Consider the following 17,154-nt stretch of genomic DNA (forward strand, 5'->3'; position numbering starts at 1 on the left):
GCGGCTCAGAGCTGCTGCTGTCTGATGATGTCCTCCAGGGAGCCGGTCGGCACCTGTCCGCTCGGGGTCAGCTTGTCGACGACCTGCGGCAGCTGCTGCGCGATCTCGTCGGCGGCCTGCTCGGGCGAGACCCCGGCGTCCTGGGCGACCTGCTGGAGGGTGCCGTCGGGCAGGGCCTGTTTGACCTGCGCGCCGGAGACCGGCTGGTTCTCGCCGGAACCGACCCACGACTGGGCCTGGTCGGCGAGCCCGGCCTTGGTCAGCCCGTCGAGGAGGCCGCCCAGCGGGTTGCTCCCGCCGCCGCCCTTGCTCATCAGCGCACCCAGCAGGGCGCCGAGGATGTTGGCGCCGCCGCCGGACGAGCCTCCGCCCTGCTGGCCGCCTCCGAGGAGACCGCCGAGGAGGCCGCCGAGATCGTTACCCGCCATGGTCGTGCCTTTCGCTTCGCCGGCCGGGCCCCGCCCCGCGGGCCGGGGCCCCGGACCCTGCCAATGTCACCCGGACCGCCGCGCGCCGCCACTCGGAGCGACCGGCGCGGAACCCATTCGCACCACGGGTGCACAGCCCCCGTGCGCCCCTGGACGCCGGGGTGCGGGTCGGCTTGCATGGAGGGGCAGGCCACGCGCCTCGGGGGGACGTATGAAGCGCTCAGGACCCTTGTTCACGCTGCTCGGGGGGCTGCTGCTCGCCCTGTTCATGCTGTCGCTCAACGTGACCACGGGGTCGGGCGGTTCGTCGTACGGCGACTCCTCGTCCAGCACGGCGAAGCCGGCGCCGCCGCCCAGCCCCTCGGTGAAGCCGTCGCCCTCCGAGACGTCGCCTTCGAAGAAGCCGTCGCCCTCGAAGAAGCCGCGACCGCCCGCCGACGGCAAGTACACGGGCCGCACGGACGACGACACCGCCTCCGTCGCCATCACGCTGCGCGAAGGCAAGGCCACGGCGTACTACTGCGACGGCAGGACCACCGAGTCCTGGCTGAAGGGCGACGTCGAGGACGACGGCTCGCTGCGCCTCACCGGCAAGGGCGGCGCGAAGCTCGACGGGCGCGTCGAGGGCGACACGGTCCGCGGCACGGTCGACGTCCGCGACAGGCCCCGGGCCTTCAGCGCCCCCAGGGCGAAGAAGCCCGCGGGGCTCTACCGCGCGACGTCCGAGGTCCGCGGCGAGCGCCTCGACGGCGGCTGGATCGTCCAACCCGACGGCAGCCAGGTCGGCATCCTCAACCGCGACGGCGAGCCCACCGGAGCTCCCCGCCTCGACCCAGCTACCGGCACCGTCCGGCTGCCCGGCGGCGGCCGCCTCACCGCCCGCCCCGTCGTGCCCTGAGCGCCCCGCACGCACCCATCCGCGCCCGCCCCGGGAGGCCCCGTGAGCGTCGACCCCAACGCCCCCACCCAAGGCGCCGGCTTCCCCGCGGGCCCGCGCCGCGAGCACCCGGCGCGCTATCTGGTGCCAGCCCTGGTCGCGGCCGCCGTGGCCGTCGGCCTCGGCGCGTACGGCAAGGTCCACGACCCCGAGGGCACCGCCTTCAACCTCGCGGGCTTCAGCTCCACCAGCGCCGTGAAGTCGTGGCTCGCCACCACCGCGTTCGGCTTCGCGCTGCTCCAGGTCGGCTCCGCCCTCATGGTCTACGGCAAGCTGCCCGGGCCCTCCTGGTCGGCGGCGCTGCACCGCTGGTCGGGCCGGATCGCGTTCCTGGTGGCCGTGCCGGTCGCGGTCCACTGCCTCTACGCGCTCGGCTACCAGACGTACTCGACGCGCGTGCTGTGGCATTCCTTCCTCGGCTGCTTCTTCTTCGGCGCGTTCAGCGCCAAGATGCTGCTGCTCCGCTCGGCGCGCCTGCCCGGCTGGCTGCTCCCGCTGGTCGGCGGCCTGGTCTTCGCCGTGCTCACCGTGGTGTGGGTGACGTCGGCGCTGTGGTTCTTCCGCACGGTCGGAGTGACGACGTGAGCGGCGGCGGACGGCCCACCCGGCGGGCGGCGCTCGCCGCTGCGGCACTCGCGGCGGCGGCCGCCGCGTGCGACAAGTACGGCGACGAGGGCGCGGAGCCGGACCCGCCGGAGTCCACGCCCCCGTCCTCCGGCGGCGGCGCCCCCGGCGAGCGGCCGGCCAAGGCGCCGCCCCTGGCGAAGACGTCCGAGGTCCCGGTCGGCGGCGGCAAGGTCTTCAAGGACGAGAAGGTCGTGGTCACCCAGCCCGAGAAGGGGGACTTCAAGGCGTTCTCCGCGATCTGCACGCACCAGGGCTGCACGGTCCGCGACGTGTCCGACGGCACGATCAACTGCCCGTGCCACGGCAGCAGGTTCAGCGTGGCGGACGCCTCGGTGACGGACGGCCCCGCGCCGCGGGCGCTGGCCCCACGTGGCATCGACGTCACGGGAAACGCGATCAGGCTCACCTGACCGACCACGTACGCTCCGGAGATGGACAACCCCCAGGACCTGGTCCGCGACCACACGATCTACGCCTGCGTGATGGGGTCGCGCGCCTTCGGCCTGGCCACGGACGACAGCGACACCGACCGCAGGGGCGTGTTCCTCGCGCCGACCCCGCTGTACTGGCGCTTCGAGAAGCCGCCCACGCACGTCGAGGGACCGGCGGCCGAGCAGTTCGGCTGGGAGCTGGAGCGCTTCTGCGCGCTGGCCCTGCGCGCCAATCCGAACGTTCTGGAGTGCCTGCACTCCCCGCTCGTCGAACACGTCACGGACACCGGCCGCGAGCTGCTCGCCCTGCGCGGGGCCTTCCTGTCCCGGCAGGCCCACGAGACCTTCGCCCGCTACGCGCTCGGCCAGCGCAAGAAGCTCGACGCCGACGTCCGCAGCCACGGCGCCCCGCGCTGGAAGCACGCCATGCACCTGCTGCGGCTGCTCGGCAGCTGCCGCGATCTGCTCCTGACCGGCGAGCTGACCCTGGACGTGGGCTCCGCGCGCGAGCCGCTGCTCGCCGTCAAGCGCGGCGAGGTTCCCTGGCCGGAGGTGGAGTCCCGGATGGCCCGGCTCGCGGCGGAGTGCGACGCGGCGGCGGCCCGCACCCGGCTGCCGCCGGAGCCGGACCGCCGCCGCGTCGAGGACTTCCTGTACCGCGCCCGCCGGGCGTCAGCCCTCCAGACGTACGCGGACGACCAGGTCGTGCAGGGCGTCGTACGCGCTGTGGACGCCCGGCAGGGCTGACGCGGCCCGCGCCTCGTCCAGGACGCCGTGCAGCCGCTCGACGTCGGCGGCCACCCGCCGCCGGTCGACCTCGGCACCGCCGTGCTCGGCCTCCCGCTTGGCGGCGACGAGGTCGGGCAGATAGGCGGGCGCCTCGCCGACCTCGTCCACCAGCGTGGGCAGATGCGCGACGACGGCGCCGCCGCGCATCAGGTGGATGCCGGTGAGCAGCACGCGGAAGGTGTAGAGCAGGGGCTTCAGCTCGCCGTTCTTCTCGAACAGCCGCCACTGCGTCTGCGCGAAGCCCCGGTAGTGGTGCGCGTGGTGGCTGGTCAGGACGGTGGGCGCGAGGGCGGCCAGCTCCGCGTGCGCGTCGGTGGTGTGCGCGACCAGCGGGGAGAGCAGCTGCTCCAGGACGTAGCCGTTGTGCCGCAGCAACAGGCGCGCGAACTTGCGCAGGTCGTGCGTGACCAGGTCCATCTCGACGCCGTCCCGCAGCCACATCCGCGAACGCGTCTCCTCCGCCTCCCGCAGACCGACCAGGTCGGCCACGGGCAGCAGGTGGACGCCCCGCAGGTCCACGTCCGAGTCCCGGGACGGGAACCCGTACAGATGGGCCCCGGACACCGTCGCGAACAGCAGCGGATCGGCCTGCTCCGCCGCTACGGCGCCCAGGTCGAGCGCGTCCACCACCGACTCCGCGAGCACTACAGATCGACTTCCTTCATCAGCATGCCGACCTCGGTGTTGGACAGGCGGCGCAGCCAGCCCGACTTCTGGTCGCCGAGCGTGATCGGGCCGAAGGCGACCCGCACCAGCTTGTCGACGGGGAACCCGGCCTCGGCGAGCATGCGGCGCACGATGTGCTTGCGGCCCTCGTGCAGGGTGACCTCGACCAGGTAGTTCTTGCCGGTCTGCTCGACGACGCGGAAGTGGTCCGCCTTCGCGTACCCGTCCTCCAGCTGGATGCCGTCCTTGAGCTGCTTGCCCAGGTCGCGCGGGATCGGGCCGACGATGTGCGCGAGGTAGACCTTCTTCACGCCGTACTTGGGGTGCGTCAGGCGGTGGGCCAGCTCACCGTGGTTGGTGAGCAGGATGACGCCCTCGGTCTCGGTGTCGAGCCGCCCCACGTGGAACAGCCGCGTCTCGCGGTTGTTCGTGTAGTCGCCGAGGCACTGGCGCCCCTCGTTGTCCTCCATGGTGGAGACGACGCCCGCGGGCTTGTTCAGGGCGAAGAACTGGTACGACTGCGTGGCCACGGTCAGGCCGTCGACCTTGATCTCGTCCTTCTCCGGCTGCACCCGCTGGCCCTGCTCAAGGACGATCTCGCCGTTGACCTCCACCCGGGCCTGCTCGATCAGCTCCTCGCAGGCGCGCCGGGAGCCGTAGCCCGCGCGGGCGAGGACCTTCTGCAGGCGCTCGCCCTCCTGCTCGGCGCCGGGGAAGGTCTTGGGCGTGCTGACCTTCGGCTTGCCCGCGTAACGCTCGCGGTTGCGCTCCTCCGCCCGCGTCTCGTACTCGCGCGAGTACGCCGGGGCCGGACGGCCGCGGCCGCCGCCACGCTGGTCCTGGCTCCGCTTGGGGCCGCCCTTGGCGCCGCCGCGCGCGGAGGCGCCGCGGCCCGACTTGGGGCCGTCCTGGGTGGCGCCGGGGCCTACGTCGTAGCGACGCTCCTCGGGGCGGGGCTTGCTGGGGCGGCCGCTGCCCTGCTTGTCGTCGCGGTCGTTGCCGGCGCCACGGAAGTTCCCGCGGGCGCCGCCGCCACCGCTGTTGCCGCGGCCACCGCCCGTGGGGCGACCACCGCTGTTACCGCGACCGCCACCGCTGGGGCGGCCGCCGCTGTTGCCGCGGCCGCCGCTGTTGCCACCACGGCTCCCGCCGTTGTTTCCGCTGCTGTTCCTGCCGCTGCTGCTTCGCATCAAAGTTCCGTCTTAGGTCGTCTGCGTCTTCTCGTCCGGGGCGTCGGGCGCGTCCGGATCGAACGACGGAAGTCCCTCCTGCGTCTCGGCCTCGATCGCCTCCGCCTCCGGGAGGAAGGGCGCGAGCTCCGGGAGCTCGTCCAGGCCGCGCAGGCCCATCCGCTCCAGGAAGTAGTTCGTCGTCCTGTACAGGATCGCACCTGTTTCGGGTTCCGCGCCCGCCTCCTCCACCAGACCGCGCTGGAGCAGGGTGCGCATGACCCCGTCGCAGTTCACTCCGCGCACCGCGGAGACCCGGGAGCGGCTGACCGGCTGGCGGTAGGCGACGACGGCGAGCGTCTCCAGAGCCGCCTGGGTGAGCCGGGCGTGCTGCCCGTCCAGGACGAAGCCCTCGACCGCGGGCGCGTACGCGGGGCGCGTGTAGTACCGCCAGCCCCCCGCCACCAGGCGCAGCTCGAAGCCCCGGCCCTGAGCGGTGTACTCGTCGGCCAGCTCGCGCAGGGCGCCCGCGACGGCCCGCCGGGGCCGCTGGAGGACCTTCGCCAGGTGTTCCTCGGTCGCCGGCTCGTCCACGACCATGAGGACGGCCTCAAGGGCGGGCTTCAGCGCGAGCTCCGCGACCTCGGCCCGCAGCTCCCCCGCGGGGCTCTCGATGCTCACGGTTTCTCCTGATCCGGCTCGGGGGCCCGGTCGAACTCGTCGGTCACGGTCGGCTCGCCGTCGCCGTCCCCGCCGGTCCAGCGGACCGTCAGCTCGCCGAGCGCGTCCTCCTGCTCCAGGGCGACGGCCTTCTCCCGGTAGAGCTCCAGGAGGGCCAGGAAGCGCGCCACGACGGTCAGGGTGTCGTCGGGCCCCAGCTCCTCGATCAGGCCCCGGAAGCTGGCCTCGCCGCGCTCCCGCAGCCGCGCCACGACCACGGCGGCCTGCTCGCGCACGGAGACCAGCGGCGCGTGGATGTGGTCGACGTAGACCTGGGGCTCGGCCTTGGGCTGCATCGCCTTCACGGCGAGCTTGGCGAACCCCTCGGCGCCGATGCTGATGACGACCTCGGGCAGCAGCTCGGCGTGGTGCGGTTCGAGGCCGACGGTCCGCGGATAGCGGCGCGCCTCGTCGTCGAGGCGGCCGCTGAAGATGTCGGCGATCTGTTTGTACGCGCGGTACTGGAGCAGCCGCGCGAAGAGCAGGTCACGGGCTTCGAGCAGCGCCAGGTCCGCCTCGTCCTCGACCTCGGCGGCGGGCAGGAGACGGGCCGCCTTCAGATCGAGCAGCGTCGCGGCGACCACCAGGAACTCGGTGGTCTGGTCCAGGTCGAAGGCCGGGCCCATGGCCCGGATGTGCACCATGAACTCGTCGGTCACCTTGGAGAGCGCGACCTCGGTGACGTCCATCTTGTGCTTGGCGATGAGCTGGAGCAGCAGGTCGAAGGGGCCTTCGAAGTTGGCGAGGCGGACCGTGAACCGCCCGTCGTCGGGCTCGGTGGGCTCGTCGTCACGGGGCTCCGGAGGCCGCTGCGGGGCCTCCTCCACGGGGGACGGGCTCGGGGAGGCGTCCGCCCCCGGCCCTCGCCCCAGCGCGCGTCGGCGTGCGGACGGCGGTGCGGATGTGCTGCTCGTCGAGGTGGTGGACATTACGCGGAAAGGTACCGCTACCGCCCGCGCAGCCGTCGTACGAGAATGCTCGCGTCCCCCCGCGATTCCAGGTCGGCGAGGACGACGGCGACGGCCTCGCGCACGATGCGCCCGCGGTCCACCGCGAGCCCGTGCTCCCCGCGCAGCACGAGGCGCGCGTGCTCCAGGTCCATCAGCTCCTCGGCGGAGACGTACACGGTGATCTTCTCGTCGTGCCGCTCGCGCCCGCTGGGGCGCCGGTTGGCGGCCCGGCCGCGCTTGCGCGTCTGGGTGGCCGTGGAGCCCGCGTTCTTGCCCGCGCCGGAGCTGCCAGAACCTTCCTGCGCCGGGCGGCGCCCCTGCGCGTCGCTGCCCGGCTCCTCCTCGCCCGCGGGGTGCTCGGCGGACTCGCCGTCACCCTGTGCGGCGGCGGAGGCGTGCGACTCCTCCGCGGCGGCCTCGTCGCTCTCGCCCGCCGGTGCGGGCACCCTCGCCTCGCCATTCGTCTGGCGCCGCGGCGTCGAGGCCTGCAGCGCCATGCCCCCGGTCGTACGGAACAGTTCGTCGGCCCCGGGCAGACTCACTCGGCGTGACACCGGGCGAGCACCTCCCTGGCGAGCTGGCGATAGGCGGCCGCGCCGACCGAGTTCGAGGCGTACGTCGTGATCGGCTCACCGGCGACGGTGGTCTCCGGGAAGCGCACCGTACGGCCGATCACCGTGTGGTAGACGTGGTCGTCGAACGCCTCGACCACGCGCGCGAGCACCTCGCGGCTGTGCACCGTGCGCGAGTCGTACATCGTCGCGAGGATGCCGTCGAGCTCCAGGTCGGGGTTGAGCCGCTCCTGGACCTTCTCGATCGTCTCGGTGAGCAGGGCCACACCGCGCAGCGCGAAGAACTCGCACTCCAGCGGCACGATGACCTTGTGGGCCGCGGTGAGCGCGTTGACCGTGAGCAGGCCGAGCGAGGGCTGACAGTCGATCACGATGTAGTCGTAGTCGGCCATGAGCGGCTTCAGGGCGCGCTGCAGCGTGGACTCGCGCGCGACCTCGCTGACGAGCTGCACCTCGGCGGCGGAGAGGTCGATGTTGCTGGGCAGCAGGTCCATGTTGGGGACCGCGGTCTTCAGGAGCACCTCGTCGGCGGACATGCCCCGCTCCATGAGCAGGTTGTAGACCGTGAGGTCGAGCTCCATCGGGTTCACGCCGAGGCCGACCGAGAGCGCGCCCTGCGGGTCGAAGTCGACGAGCAGGACCCGGCGGCCGTACTCCGCGAGCGCGGCACCCAGGTTGATGGTCGACGTGGTCTTGCCGACGCCGCCCTTCTGGTTGCACATCGCGATGATCTTCGCGGGGCCGTGGTCGGTCAGGGGTCCCGGGATCGGGAAGTACGGCAGCGGACGCCCGGTCGGGCCGATGCGCTCGCGGCGCTGACGCGCGGCGTCGGGGGCGAGCGTGGCCGCGTACTCCGGGTCGGGCTCGTACTCCGCGTCGGGGTCGTAGAAATGACCCTGGGGCAGTTCCTCGTAGTCGGCGAGGGAAGTAGGGGTGGTGTTGTCGCCACTCCGGTCGCCGGCCATGGCGTTCACGTGTTGGCCATCCATGCTCTGGGGTGCTGACGGTGTCGGACTCTGGCGGGCTTCGAAGGTGTGGACAGCGACGGAGCCGACAGCCTCGAGCCCGACGGGACCCTGGCCCCGTCCAGACATTCCTGGTTGACCACCCCCGGGAGCAAATGTCGACTCATTCACAAGTCGTCTTACCTCCTTGGTGACCAGGAAATTTCTAGATAGGTCAGCGTGGCACCATGCCGACGGTTGGCGACTCTATGGCGTGTCACCGCTCCGCAGCAACACAATCCGCCGGACCCGGCCCGATGTGTCGGCAACGGAACACCCCGGTGTCAAGGGCGTATGCCGCTTCGTCGGCACGTTTCCGGGGTGCGCGAAACGGTTAAAGGGTAAGTTTCACGGCGAGTTGACCGTGTTCGCGCCGAACCACCGGCGGCCGGACCCCTCGCAAGGTCCGGCCGCTGGCGTGAGATTGACGACTTTTGTTGACGTTCGCCGAGATCAGCCGAGCAGGGAGGCCAGCTCGAGGTGCTCGTAGCCGTGGGCCTCGGCGACCTCCTTGTAAACGACCTTGCCGTCATGCGTGTTGAGACCGAGGGCGAGCGCCGGGTCGCGGCGCAGGGCCTCGACCCAGCCGTTGTTGGCCAGGGACACGATGTACGGCATCGTCGCGTTGGTCAGCGCGTACGTGGAGGTGTTGGGCACCGCGCCGGGCATGTTGGCCACGCAGTAGAAGACCGAGTTGTGCACCGGGAAGGTCGGCTCGGCGTGCGTGGTGGGACGCGAGTCCTCGAAGCAGCCGCCCTGGTCGATCGCGATGTCGACAAGAACACTTCCGGGCTTCATGCGCGAGACCAGCTCGTTGGTGACGAGCTTGGGGGCCTTGGCGCCCGGGATGAGGACGGCGCCGATCACGAGGTCGGCCTCCAGGCAGGCCTTCTCCAGCTCGAAGGCGTTGGAGACGACGGTCTGGATCTTCGTGCCGAAGATCTTGTCGGCTTCCTTGAGCTTGTTGATGTCGCGGTCGAGCAGGGTGACGTGGAAGCCCATGCCGATGGCGATCTGCGCGGCGTTCCAGCCCGAGACGCCGCCGCCGATGACGACGGCCTTGCCCGCCGCCACGCCGGGGACGCCGCCGGGCAGCACGCCGCGGCCGCCGACCGCGCGCATCAGGTGGTAGGCGCCGACCTGCGGGGCCAGGCGGCCCGCGACCTCGGACATCGGGGCGAGCAGCGGCAGGGCGCGGCTGGGCAGCTCCACCGTCTCGTACGCGATGGCCGTGGTGCCCGACTCCAGGAGCGCGTCCGTGCACTCCTTGGAGGCGGCCAGGTGCAGGTAGGTGAAGAGCGTCTGGTCCTTGCGGAGGCGGTGGTACTCCTCCGCGATCGGCTCCTTGACCTTCAGGAGCAGGTCGGCCGAGGCCCAGACCTCGTCGGCGGTCTCGAGGATCTCGGCGCCCGCGGCGACGTACTCGTCGTCCGTGATCGACGAGCCGACACCGGCGTTGCGCTCGATGACGACCTGGTGGCCATGGCGCACCAGCTCGTGCACGCCGGCGGGGGTGATGGCCACCCGGAACTCGTTGTTCTTGACCTCGCGGGGGATGCCGACCTTCACGTCGATCACGGTCCTTGGCTCAGGGGGATTTAGGGCAATGCAGTACATACCGGCACGCACGCGGGCGCATCGGAAGACACCACGTAGACACGCGGCGGAGCCATTCTAATGAAGGAGTTCTCGCTGTCTAGCCTTTCAAAGCATCAATCCCTACCGGATGCACTACGGATTTCGTAGGCGGAGGCCGGGGCTCCATCCATTGAGGCAGGCCCCGCGACCTCGGCGGACCCACCGCTCAGCTCACTTCCAAGCATGCGCTCGGCGGCCGCGCGGTGCAGCCGGGCCGCGGCCGGATCGCCGAGCCGGTCCAGGGTGTCGGCGAGCCGCAGCTGGAGCGCCGCGAGCAGCCGGGTGTCCGCCGCCTGCCGGGCCAGGTCGACCGCCTCCTGGCAGGTGCGCAGACAGTCCTCGGGGCGGCCCGCGTACTCCTGGACCCGCGCCAGCTCGCCGAGCGCGCGGGCCCGGGCGGGGAGGTCCCCGGTCTTGCGGTGGCCCGCGACGGCCGAGCTCCAGTTGCGCAGGGCCTCGCCGTAGCGGCCCGCGTAGGTGTGGGCGGTGGCGATGCGGCCGTGCAGCCGCGCGGCCTCGGCCCGCTCGTCCCGGGCCTGGTGCTCGGCGAGGGCCCTGCCGTACCAGTCGGCGGCCCGGGGGTAGTCCCCCAGCTCCTGGTAGGCGCCGCCTACGGATTCCATCGCGCGCCCCGTCGCGTACGGGTCGCCCGCCGCCCGGGCGCAGTCCAGGGCGGCGCGGTAGCGGGCCAGGGCCTCGTGCGTGCGGCCGGTGCGCGCGTCCAGGTCCGCGAGGTTCAACAGGGCGGCGGCCTGCTCGCGCGGCAGGTCCCGGCGCTCGGCCACGTCGAGGACGAGCTGGTGGATGCCGTACAGGTCGGGGGCGGCGGCCTCGGTGCCCCAGTGCGCGGCGAGCGCCCGGGTCAGGGCCGACATCAGCCGCCGGGCGAGCGTGTCGAGCTCGCCGTCCGCGACCGCGAGCCGGGCCGCGGCCAGCAGCGCGGGCCTGCGGATGCGCAGCCACTCGGCGGCGGCGCGCGGGTTCGGGAAGCGCAGCGCGCGGGGCAGCCCGGCGAGCTTCTTGCGCGCGGCCGAGTCGCCGGGCTCGGTGACCGCGCGGCAGGACTGGAGAAGGCGCACGGTCCGCTCCAGCATCCGGGCGCGCGCCAACTGCACCTCACCGGGCCGGTCCTGGGCCTCCGTCAACTCCCGGAGCAGCGGCACCAGACAGCCCGGCACGTCGTACTGCGGCAGCGGCGAGTCCACGGCGCGCAGCAGGCCGAGCGCCACGAAGTCGTCGAGCGTGGCCCGCGCCGCGCTCACCGAACAGCCCGCGAGCGCCGACGCGGTGTGCGGGTCGACGTACCCGGCGGGGGCGAGGCACAGCAGACGCAGTATCCGCGCGGCGGGGCCGGGAAGGCCTGCGTAGGCCTGGCGGAACACACGGGCGAGCCCCGAGTCGGCCGCGCCGTCCTCGGGGAGCTCGCGGACCTGCTTGGTGAGGTCGGCGACGGCCGCCTTGGGCCGGGCGGCGAGCCAACCCCCGGCGATCACGAGGGCCGCGGGGTGGCCGCCGCAGGCCTCGACCAGGCTCTCGGCGGAGCGCGGGTCGACGGTGATGCGCACCGAGCCCGCGCTGCGGGTCAGCAGGTCGAGCGCGGCCTTGGTGTCCAGGCCGCCGAGCGTGCAGGGCCGCACGTCGGGGATGCCGGTGAGGGGGCCGCCGGACACGGCGACGACCAGGCAGTCGGGGGTGTCCGGGAGCAGCGGGTCGACCTGCGCGGCGGCGCCGGCGGCGAGCACGGCGCCGGTGTCCTCGGCCTCGTCCGCGGCGTCGGTCCCGTCGGCGTCCGTGGCGACGGGCGGAGCGGCGATGTCGGCGACGTCGTCCAGGAGCAGCAGCGCCCTGCGGTCGGCGAGGGCCGCGCGCAGCGTCGCGGTCAGGTCGTCCTCGCCCGCACCCGCGGGGGCGGGCACCGCGAGCGCGTCGAGGAGTTCGCGGGCGGTGCGCTCGGTGGGCACGGGCGTGCCGTCGGGGTCGGAGAGGCGGGCGCGCAGGATCCCGTCGGGGTAGGCGTCGGCGAGCTGCCGGGCCAGTTCCTCGGCGAGGGCGGTGCGGCCCGAACCGGGGCGGCCCGCGATGAGCAGGACGCGGGCGCGGGGGGCCTTGCGCCCCGAGAGGGTGTCGAGCCCGGCGCGGTCGATGTCGGCGCGGAGTTCCTTCAACTCCCGGTGGCGGCCCACGAACCGGCCCCCGTCGGCGCCGGCCGCCGCGCTCGTGGGCGGCGCCGCCGCACCCCGCGCCGCACCGTCCGTGTCGACCGCCTGATCCGTCACGGGTAACGCTCCCGTCCGCCTGCGCACGAGCCCGCCGGGACTCCGGGCGGGACGCTTGCAGAGCCTAGTTCAGGCCCTGCCACCACCCCGGTCCCACGGCGCGCGGAAGTCGCCCGATCGGATCAGTGGATCGTCACACCGCACCCCGTGCCCCGAAGGGGCGCGGGGAACTGCGCGACCAGCCAGAGCGAACCCGCAGACGAACCAGAGCGCCCGCCCGCCCCAGCAGAACGCCGCACCCCCGCGGCCGGAGGCCGCTACGCCTCGAAGGGCCGCGCAGGCCACGCCGCGTCCGCCGGACGAAGCGCGTCCAAGCCGGCGCCGCGCAACGCGGCCGTGAGCGACATGACGCCCACGACCAGGCAGTTGTTGTGCAGCTCCCCGGCGAGGACACCGCGCACGAGGTCGTCGAGGGGGACCCGCGCGATCTCCATGTCGGCTTCCTCCTCCTCGACCTCGAAGCGCTCGCCCTCGGCCTCGGACAGCTCGCGGGCGAGGAAGACGCGTACGGCCTCGCTGCAGCCGCCGGGCGTGGTGTAGACGTCGGTGAGCACGCGCCAGTCCTCGGCCTTGATGTGCGCTTCCTCGTAGAGCTCGCGCTGGGCCGCGTGCAGCGGGTTCTCACCGGGCACATCGAGGAGGCCCGCGGGGATCTCCCAGAGCTTCTGGCGCACCGGGTGGCGGTACTGGCGCACCAGGACGACGCGGCCGGTCTCGTCGAGAGCCAGGACGGCGACGGAGCCGGGGTGGACCTGGTAGTCGCGGCGGGAGACCGATCCGTCCGGCATGACGACGTCGTCGGTGCGCACGGAGGTCTTGTTCCCGACGAACGGCGTGGCCGTCGCCGTGATCCGCCACTCCTCCGCGGTGTCCTTGATCGTCATGTCGTCCTGCCCTTCCACACGTACATACGAAAGCCGGGGTACGCGCCCCCGGAAGGGCCGTACCCCGGCAACCGTATCGCTCTTGTGCTACTTGCCCGTCTTGCGCTTCACCGCGGCCTTGACCAGGCCCGCGAAGAGCGGGTGCGGACGCGTCGGGCGCGAGCGCAGCTCCGGGTGCGCCTGGGTGGCGACCAGGTACGGGTGGACCTCGCGCGGGTACTCGACGTACTCGACGAGCTTGCCGTCCGGCGAGGTGCCGGAGAACTGGATGCCGGCCTTCTTCTCCAGCTCCGCGCGGTAGGCGTTGTTGACCTCGTAGCGGTGGCGGTGGCGCTCCTCGACGTACTCCTTGCCGTCGTACACCTCGCGCACGATGGAGCCGTCGGCGAGCTTGGCCGGGTACATGCCAAGGCGCATCGTGCCGCCCATGTCGCCCTCACCGGCGACGATGTCGAGCTGCTCGGCCATGGTGGAGATGACCGGGTGGGCCGTGGCGGCGTCGAACTCGGTGGAGTTGGCGTCCGGGATGTCCGCGAGGTTGCGGGCGGCCTCGATCACGATGCACTGCAGGCCCAGGCAGATGCCGAGCAGCGGGATCTTGTTCTCGCGGGCGTACTGGATCGCGCCGACCTTGCCGGAGACGCCGCGGTCGCCGAAGCCGCCGGGGATCAGGACCGCGTCGACGTCGCCGAGCTGCTTCTTGGCGCCCGCCGGGGTCTTGCAGTCGTCCGACGTGACCCACTTGACCTTGACGCGGGCCTTGTTGGCGAAGCCGCCGGCGCGCATGGCCTCGGTGATGGAGAGGTAGGCGTCGGGCAGGTCGATGTACTTGCCGACCAGGGCGACGGTGACCTCGTGCTTCGGGTTGTGCACGCGGTCGAGCAGGTCGTCCCACTGGGTCCAGTCGACGTCGCGGAACGGCAGGTCGAGCTTGCGCACGACGTAGGCGTCCAGGCCCTCGGTGTGCAGGACCTTCGGGATGTCGTAGATCGACTTGGCGTCGATCGCGGCCACGACCGCGGCCTCGTCGACGTCGCACATCAGCGAGATCTTGCGCTTGATGGCGGTCGGCACGTCGCGGTCGGCGCGCAGCACGATCGCGTCCGGCTGGATGCCGATGTTGCGCAGGGCGGCGACCGAGTGCTGGGTCGGCTTGGTCTTCAGCTCGCCGGAGGGACCGATGTAGGGCAGCAGCGAGATGTGCACGACGAAGACGTTGTCGCGGCCGACCTCGTGGCGGACCTGGCGGACGGTCTCCAGGAACGGCAGGGACTCGATGTCGCCGACCGTGCCGCCGACCTCCGTGATGACGACGTCGACGTCGTCGGTGGCCATGCGGCGGATGCGGTGCTTGATCTCGTTGGTGATGTGCGGGATGACCTGCACGGTGTCACCGAGGTACTCGCCGCGCCGCTCCTTGGCGATGACCTGCGAGTAGACCTGGCCGGTGGTGACGTTGGCCGAGCCGTCGAGGTCGACGTCCAGGAAGCGCTCGTAGTGCCCGATGTCCAGGTCGGTCTCGGCGCCGTCGTTGGTGACGAACACCTCGCCGTGCTGGAAGGGGTTCATCGTGCCCGGGTCCACGTTGAGATACGGGTCGAGCTTCTGCATCGTGACCCGAAGGCCCCGGGCCTTGAGGAGCGCACCCAGGCTCGAGGCCGTCAGGCCCTTGCCGAGCGAGGAGGCGACGCCCCCGGTGACGAAGATGTGCTTGGTCGTCGTGGATGTGGGTGGCATGGCCAAGAGGGGGCTCCCGTGCGTCGCGGTCTGGGGTGCGTACCGGCGTCCGCTCCGTGCTTGCTTCGTCGCTCGGAGGGAGGTGCCGTCGCTGCGGTTCGGGGGTTCGAGGACCACCGGCTCACGGGCTACCAGGGTATCAGCGTCAAGAGGGGGCTGCTTCCGGCCACCTCTTGACACGCGCATTCACGTCACGTACACGATCTTCACCGCGTACGCATGTGCGTGCCGCAACTCGTTCGGCCTAGCCACGTTGGCTGGACGAGGGGGCAGATTCCGGCGGCGCCGATGTATGTTGCTCGGACACTTGCTGCCGACCCATGCGCGCGGGCGGAACCATCCCCCGTCGGCTTTTCTGGAGACCACCGGAAACACTCGGGCCCGGCAGTTCGTTCTTTGCAGCGAACCCTTGACCGTAGAACGAGCGCCCCGAGAGCGGGCGAACGTGGCCGTTTGAATGGGGATGCACGTGGCCGGGCGCATCGAGGATTACGCACTGATCGGAGACATGCAGACCGCGGCGCTGGTCTGCCGGGACGGCACGGTCGACTGGCTGTGTCTGCCCCGCTTCGACTCCCACGCCGTCTTCGCGGGCCTCCTCGGCACGGAGGAACACGGCTTCTGGCGCCTGGGCCCCGCGCACAGTCCGAGCGCGCCGCCCCCCGCCGCGAGCCGCCGGACCTACCGCGGTGACTCACTGGTCCTGGAGTCCGAGTGGGACACCCCGCGCGGCACGGTCCGGGTGATCGACTTCATGCCGCCGCGGGACAGCGACGCCCCGCAGCTGGTGCGCATCGTGGAGGGCGTCAGCGGCCGCGTGCCGATGCGCTCGGCCCTGCGGATGCGGTTCAGCTACGGCCGCGTCGTGCCCTGGGTGCACAAGGTCGACGGCCGCACGGTGGCCGTGGCCGGGCCGGACTCGGTGTGGCTCGACACCTCCGCCGAGACCTTCGGCAAGGACCTGACGACGTACTCGGACTTCACCGTCGGGCCCGGCGACCGCATCGCCTTCGCCGTCTCCTGGCAGCCCTCGCACAAGCAGCCGCCCGCCCTCCCCGAACCGGAGGCCGCGCTCACGGCCACCGAGGAGTTCTGGCGCGAGTGGGTCGAGCACTGCACGTACCACGGGCCCTACCGCGAGGCGGTGGTGCGCTCCCTGATCACGCTCAAGGCCCTGACGTACGCGCCCACCGGCGGCATCGTCGCCGCCCCCACCACCTCCCTGCCGGAGGACATCGGCGGCTCGCGCAACTGGGACTACCGCTTCACCTGGCTGCGCGACGCGGCCATCACGCTCTCCTCGCTCCTTCGCACCGGCTATCGCGAGGAGGCCCGCGCCTGGCGCGAGTGGCTCCTGCGGGCCGTCGCGGGCGACCCGGAGAACCTCCAGATCATGTACGGCATCGCGGGCGAGCGCGAGCTGGGCGAGGCCGAGCTCGACTGGCTCCCGGGATACGAGAACTCCGGCCCGGTCCGGGTGGGCAACGGCGCGGCGCACCAGCTCCAGCTCGACGTCTACGGCGAGGTCACCGAGGCCCTGCACCTGGCCCACATGACGGGCCTCGCCCGCAACGACTACGCCGCGCTGCTCCAGCTCAAGCTGATCCGCTACCTGGAGACGCACTGGAACGAGCCGGACGAGGGCATCTGGGAGGTGCGCGGCCCCCGCCGCCACTTCGTGCACTCCAAGGTGATGGCCTGGGTCGCCGTCGACCGCACCATCAAGCTCATCGAGTCCGGCGACGCGGACGGCCCCCTGGAGCGCTGGCGCGAGCTGCGCGACGACATCCACCGGGACGTCTGCGAGAAGGGCTACGACAAGGAGCGCAACACCTTCACACAGTCGTACGGCTCCAAGGAGCTGGACGCGTCCCTGTTGCTCATCCCCCAGGTGGGCTTCCTGCCGCCGGACGACAAGCGCGTCATCGGCACCATCGAGGCCATCCAGCGCGAGCTGTCGACGCCGGACGGCTTCATCCTGCGCTACCCGACGTCCGGCGACGACGCGGGCGTGGACGGCCTGGAGGGCGACGAGGGCGCGTTCCTCGCCTGTTCCTTCTGGATGGCCGACGACCTGGCCATGATCGGCCGCGTGGACGAGGCCCGCAGGCTCTTCGAGCGCCTGCTCGCCCTGCGCAACGACCTGGGGCTGCTCGCCGAGGAGTGGGATCCGCGCCTGAAGCGCCAAGTGGGCAACTTCCCGCAGGCGTTCAGCCACGTGCCGCTGATCGACACGGCACTGCGGCTCACGGCGTCCGGCGCGTACGGCGGCTAGTCGCCCACGCGCGCGTGGCGGCCGGGTGAAGTCCTGGCCGCCAGGACAGGG

Annotated in this window: 15 protein-coding genes and 1 pseudogene; 5 read left to right on the plus strand and 11 right to left on the minus strand. The window is 72.2% G+C overall.

Translation table 11 applies throughout. From position 1 onward, the window contains the following. Window positions 1-5 precede the first annotated feature (5 nt). A pseudogene (locus CP982_RS10375) lies at window positions 6-461 on the minus strand (YidB family protein); the annotation flags it as partial. A gap of 178 nt (window positions 462-639) precedes the next feature. On the opposite strand from CP982_RS10375, the gene CP982_RS10380 reads away from it, so the two are divergent. Genes CP982_RS10380 through CP982_RS10395 form a run of 4 tightly spaced genes read left to right on the plus strand, consistent with a single transcriptional unit; the run spans window position 640 to window position 3,170 of the window. Beyond that, window positions 640-1,326 carry a hypothetical protein gene (locus CP982_RS10380; protein WP_150510253.1) on the plus strand — a complete coding sequence of 229 codons (687 nt, stop codon included), beginning with the start codon at window positions 640-642 and terminating at the stop codon, window positions 1,324-1,326. A gap of 42 nt (window positions 1,327-1,368) precedes the next feature. Next, window positions 1,369-1,950, plus strand: coding sequence for a DUF6529 family protein (locus tag CP982_RS10385; protein WP_150510254.1), 582 nt, complete (start codon window positions 1,369-1,371; stop codon window positions 1,948-1,950). Further along, window positions 1,947-2,402 carry a Rieske (2Fe-2S) protein gene (locus tag CP982_RS10390; protein WP_150510255.1) on the plus strand — a complete coding sequence of 152 codons (456 nt, stop codon included), beginning with the start codon at window positions 1,947-1,949 and terminating at the stop codon, window positions 2,400-2,402. Before CP982_RS10385 ends, CP982_RS10390 begins: the two co-directional genes overlap by 4 nt. Before the next feature lie 21 nt (window positions 2,403-2,423). Continuing rightward, window positions 2,424-3,170: a nucleotidyltransferase domain-containing protein gene (locus CP982_RS10395; RefSeq protein ID WP_150510256.1), complete on the plus strand. Its 747-nt coding sequence runs from the start codon at window positions 2,424-2,426 to the stop codon at window positions 3,168-3,170. On the opposite strand, the gene CP982_RS10400 is transcribed toward CP982_RS10395, so the two are convergent. From CP982_RS10400 to CP982_RS10445, 10 genes are all read right to left on the minus strand, one after another. After that, window positions 3,096-3,842 (minus strand): nucleotidyltransferase domain-containing protein, encoded by a 747-nt coding sequence (locus tag CP982_RS10400; protein ID WP_150515407.1) that lies wholly within the window; start codon window positions 3,840-3,842, stop codon window positions 3,096-3,098. The two genes, CP982_RS10395 and CP982_RS10400, sit on opposite strands and share 75 nt — an antisense overlap. A gap of 14 nt (window positions 3,843-3,856) precedes the next feature. Next, on the minus strand, window positions 3,857-5,068 hold the full coding sequence (locus CP982_RS10405) for a pseudouridine synthase (protein WP_150510257.1): 1,212 nt from the start codon (window positions 5,066-5,068) through the stop codon (window positions 3,857-3,859). Window positions 5,069-5,080: 12 nt separating this feature from the next. Beyond that, window positions 5,081-5,722 (minus strand): SMC-Scp complex subunit ScpB, encoded by a 642-nt coding sequence (gene scpB / locus CP982_RS10410; RefSeq protein WP_150515408.1) that lies wholly within the window; start codon window positions 5,720-5,722, stop codon window positions 5,081-5,083. Between the two features lie 2 nt (window positions 5,723-5,724). Further along, window positions 5,725-6,696 carry a segregation and condensation protein A gene (locus CP982_RS10415; RefSeq protein ID WP_150510258.1) on the minus strand — a complete coding sequence of 324 codons (972 nt, stop codon included), beginning with the start codon at window positions 6,694-6,696 and terminating at the stop codon, window positions 5,725-5,727. Window positions 6,697-6,713: 17 nt separating this feature from the next. Then, the gene (locus CP982_RS10420; RefSeq protein WP_170316399.1) at window positions 6,714-7,271 is read right to left on the minus strand and encodes a hypothetical protein; all 558 of its coding nucleotides are present in this window, start codon (window positions 7,269-7,271) and stop codon (window positions 6,714-6,716) included. Then, complete coding sequence (locus tag CP982_RS10425) at window positions 7,256-8,383, minus strand: ParA family protein (protein ID WP_078869119.1); 1,128 nt, start codon at window positions 8,381-8,383, stop codon at window positions 7,256-7,258. The genes CP982_RS10420 and CP982_RS10425 overlap by 16 nt, the downstream gene beginning before the upstream one ends. A gap of 363 nt (window positions 8,384-8,746) precedes the next feature. After that, on the minus strand, window positions 8,747-9,871 hold the full coding sequence (gene ald, locus CP982_RS10430; RefSeq protein WP_150510259.1) for an alanine dehydrogenase: 1,125 nt from the start codon (window positions 9,869-9,871) through the stop codon (window positions 8,747-8,749). A 134-nt stretch (window positions 9,872-10,005) separates the two neighbouring features. After that, complete coding sequence (locus CP982_RS10435; RefSeq protein WP_150510260.1) at window positions 10,006-12,207, minus strand: tetratricopeptide repeat protein; 2,202 nt, start codon at window positions 12,205-12,207, stop codon at window positions 10,006-10,008. Window positions 12,208-12,464: 257 nt separating this feature from the next. Continuing rightward, the gene (locus tag CP982_RS10440) at window positions 12,465-13,091 is read right to left on the minus strand and encodes an NUDIX domain-containing protein (RefSeq protein WP_150510261.1); all 627 of its coding nucleotides are present in this window, start codon (window positions 13,089-13,091) and stop codon (window positions 12,465-12,467) included. Window positions 13,092-13,178: 87 nt separating this feature from the next. Further along, on the minus strand, window positions 13,179-14,828 hold the full coding sequence (locus CP982_RS10445; protein ID WP_150510262.1) for a CTP synthase: 1,650 nt from the start codon (window positions 14,826-14,828) through the stop codon (window positions 13,179-13,181). A 463-nt stretch (window positions 14,829-15,291) separates the two neighbouring features. Here CP982_RS10445 and CP982_RS10450 point away from each other — a divergent pair, with 463 nt between their 5' ends. Then, window positions 15,292-17,103, plus strand: coding sequence for a glycoside hydrolase family 15 protein (locus CP982_RS10450; RefSeq protein WP_150515410.1), 1,812 nt, complete (start codon window positions 15,292-15,294; stop codon window positions 17,101-17,103). Window positions 17,104-17,154 lie beyond the last annotated feature (51 nt).

It is taken from the genome of Streptomyces spectabilis, assembly GCF_008704795.1.
Taxonomy (GTDB): Bacteria; Actinomycetota; Actinomycetes; order Streptomycetales; family Streptomycetaceae; genus Streptomyces; species Streptomyces spectabilis.

What these genes read in the sequence shown, in the direction of transcription:
- CP982_RS10380 (WP_150510253.1), top strand. Translation starts at nt 640, where the DNA reads ATGAAGCGCTCAGGACCCTTGTTCACGCTGCTCGGGGGGCTGCTGCTC.
- CP982_RS10395 (WP_150510256.1), top strand. Translation starts at nt 2,424, where the DNA reads ATGGACAACCCCCAGGACCTGGTCCGCGACCACACGATCTACGCCTGC.
- CP982_RS10405 (WP_150510257.1), bottom strand. Translation starts at nt 5,068, where the DNA reads ATGCGAAGCAGCAGCGGCAGGAACAGCAGCGGAAACAACGGCGGGAGC.
- CP982_RS10415 (WP_150510258.1), bottom strand. Translation starts at nt 6,696, where the DNA reads ATGTCCACCACCTCGACGAGCAGCACATCCGCACCGCCGTCCGCACGC.
- CP982_RS10425 (WP_078869119.1), bottom strand. Translation starts at nt 8,383, where the DNA reads ATGTCTGGACGGGGCCAGGGTCCCGTCGGGCTCGAGGCTGTCGGCTCC.
- CP982_RS10440 (WP_150510261.1), bottom strand. Translation starts at nt 13,091, where the DNA reads ATGACGATCAAGGACACCGCGGAGGAGTGGCGGATCACGGCGACGGCC.
- CP982_RS10445 (WP_150510262.1), bottom strand. Translation starts at nt 14,828, where the DNA reads ATGCCACCCACATCCACGACGACCAAGCACATCTTCGTCACCGGGGGC.
- CP982_RS10450 (WP_150515410.1), top strand. Translation starts at nt 15,292, where the DNA reads ATGCACGTGGCCGGGCGCATCGAGGATTACGCACTGATCGGAGACATG.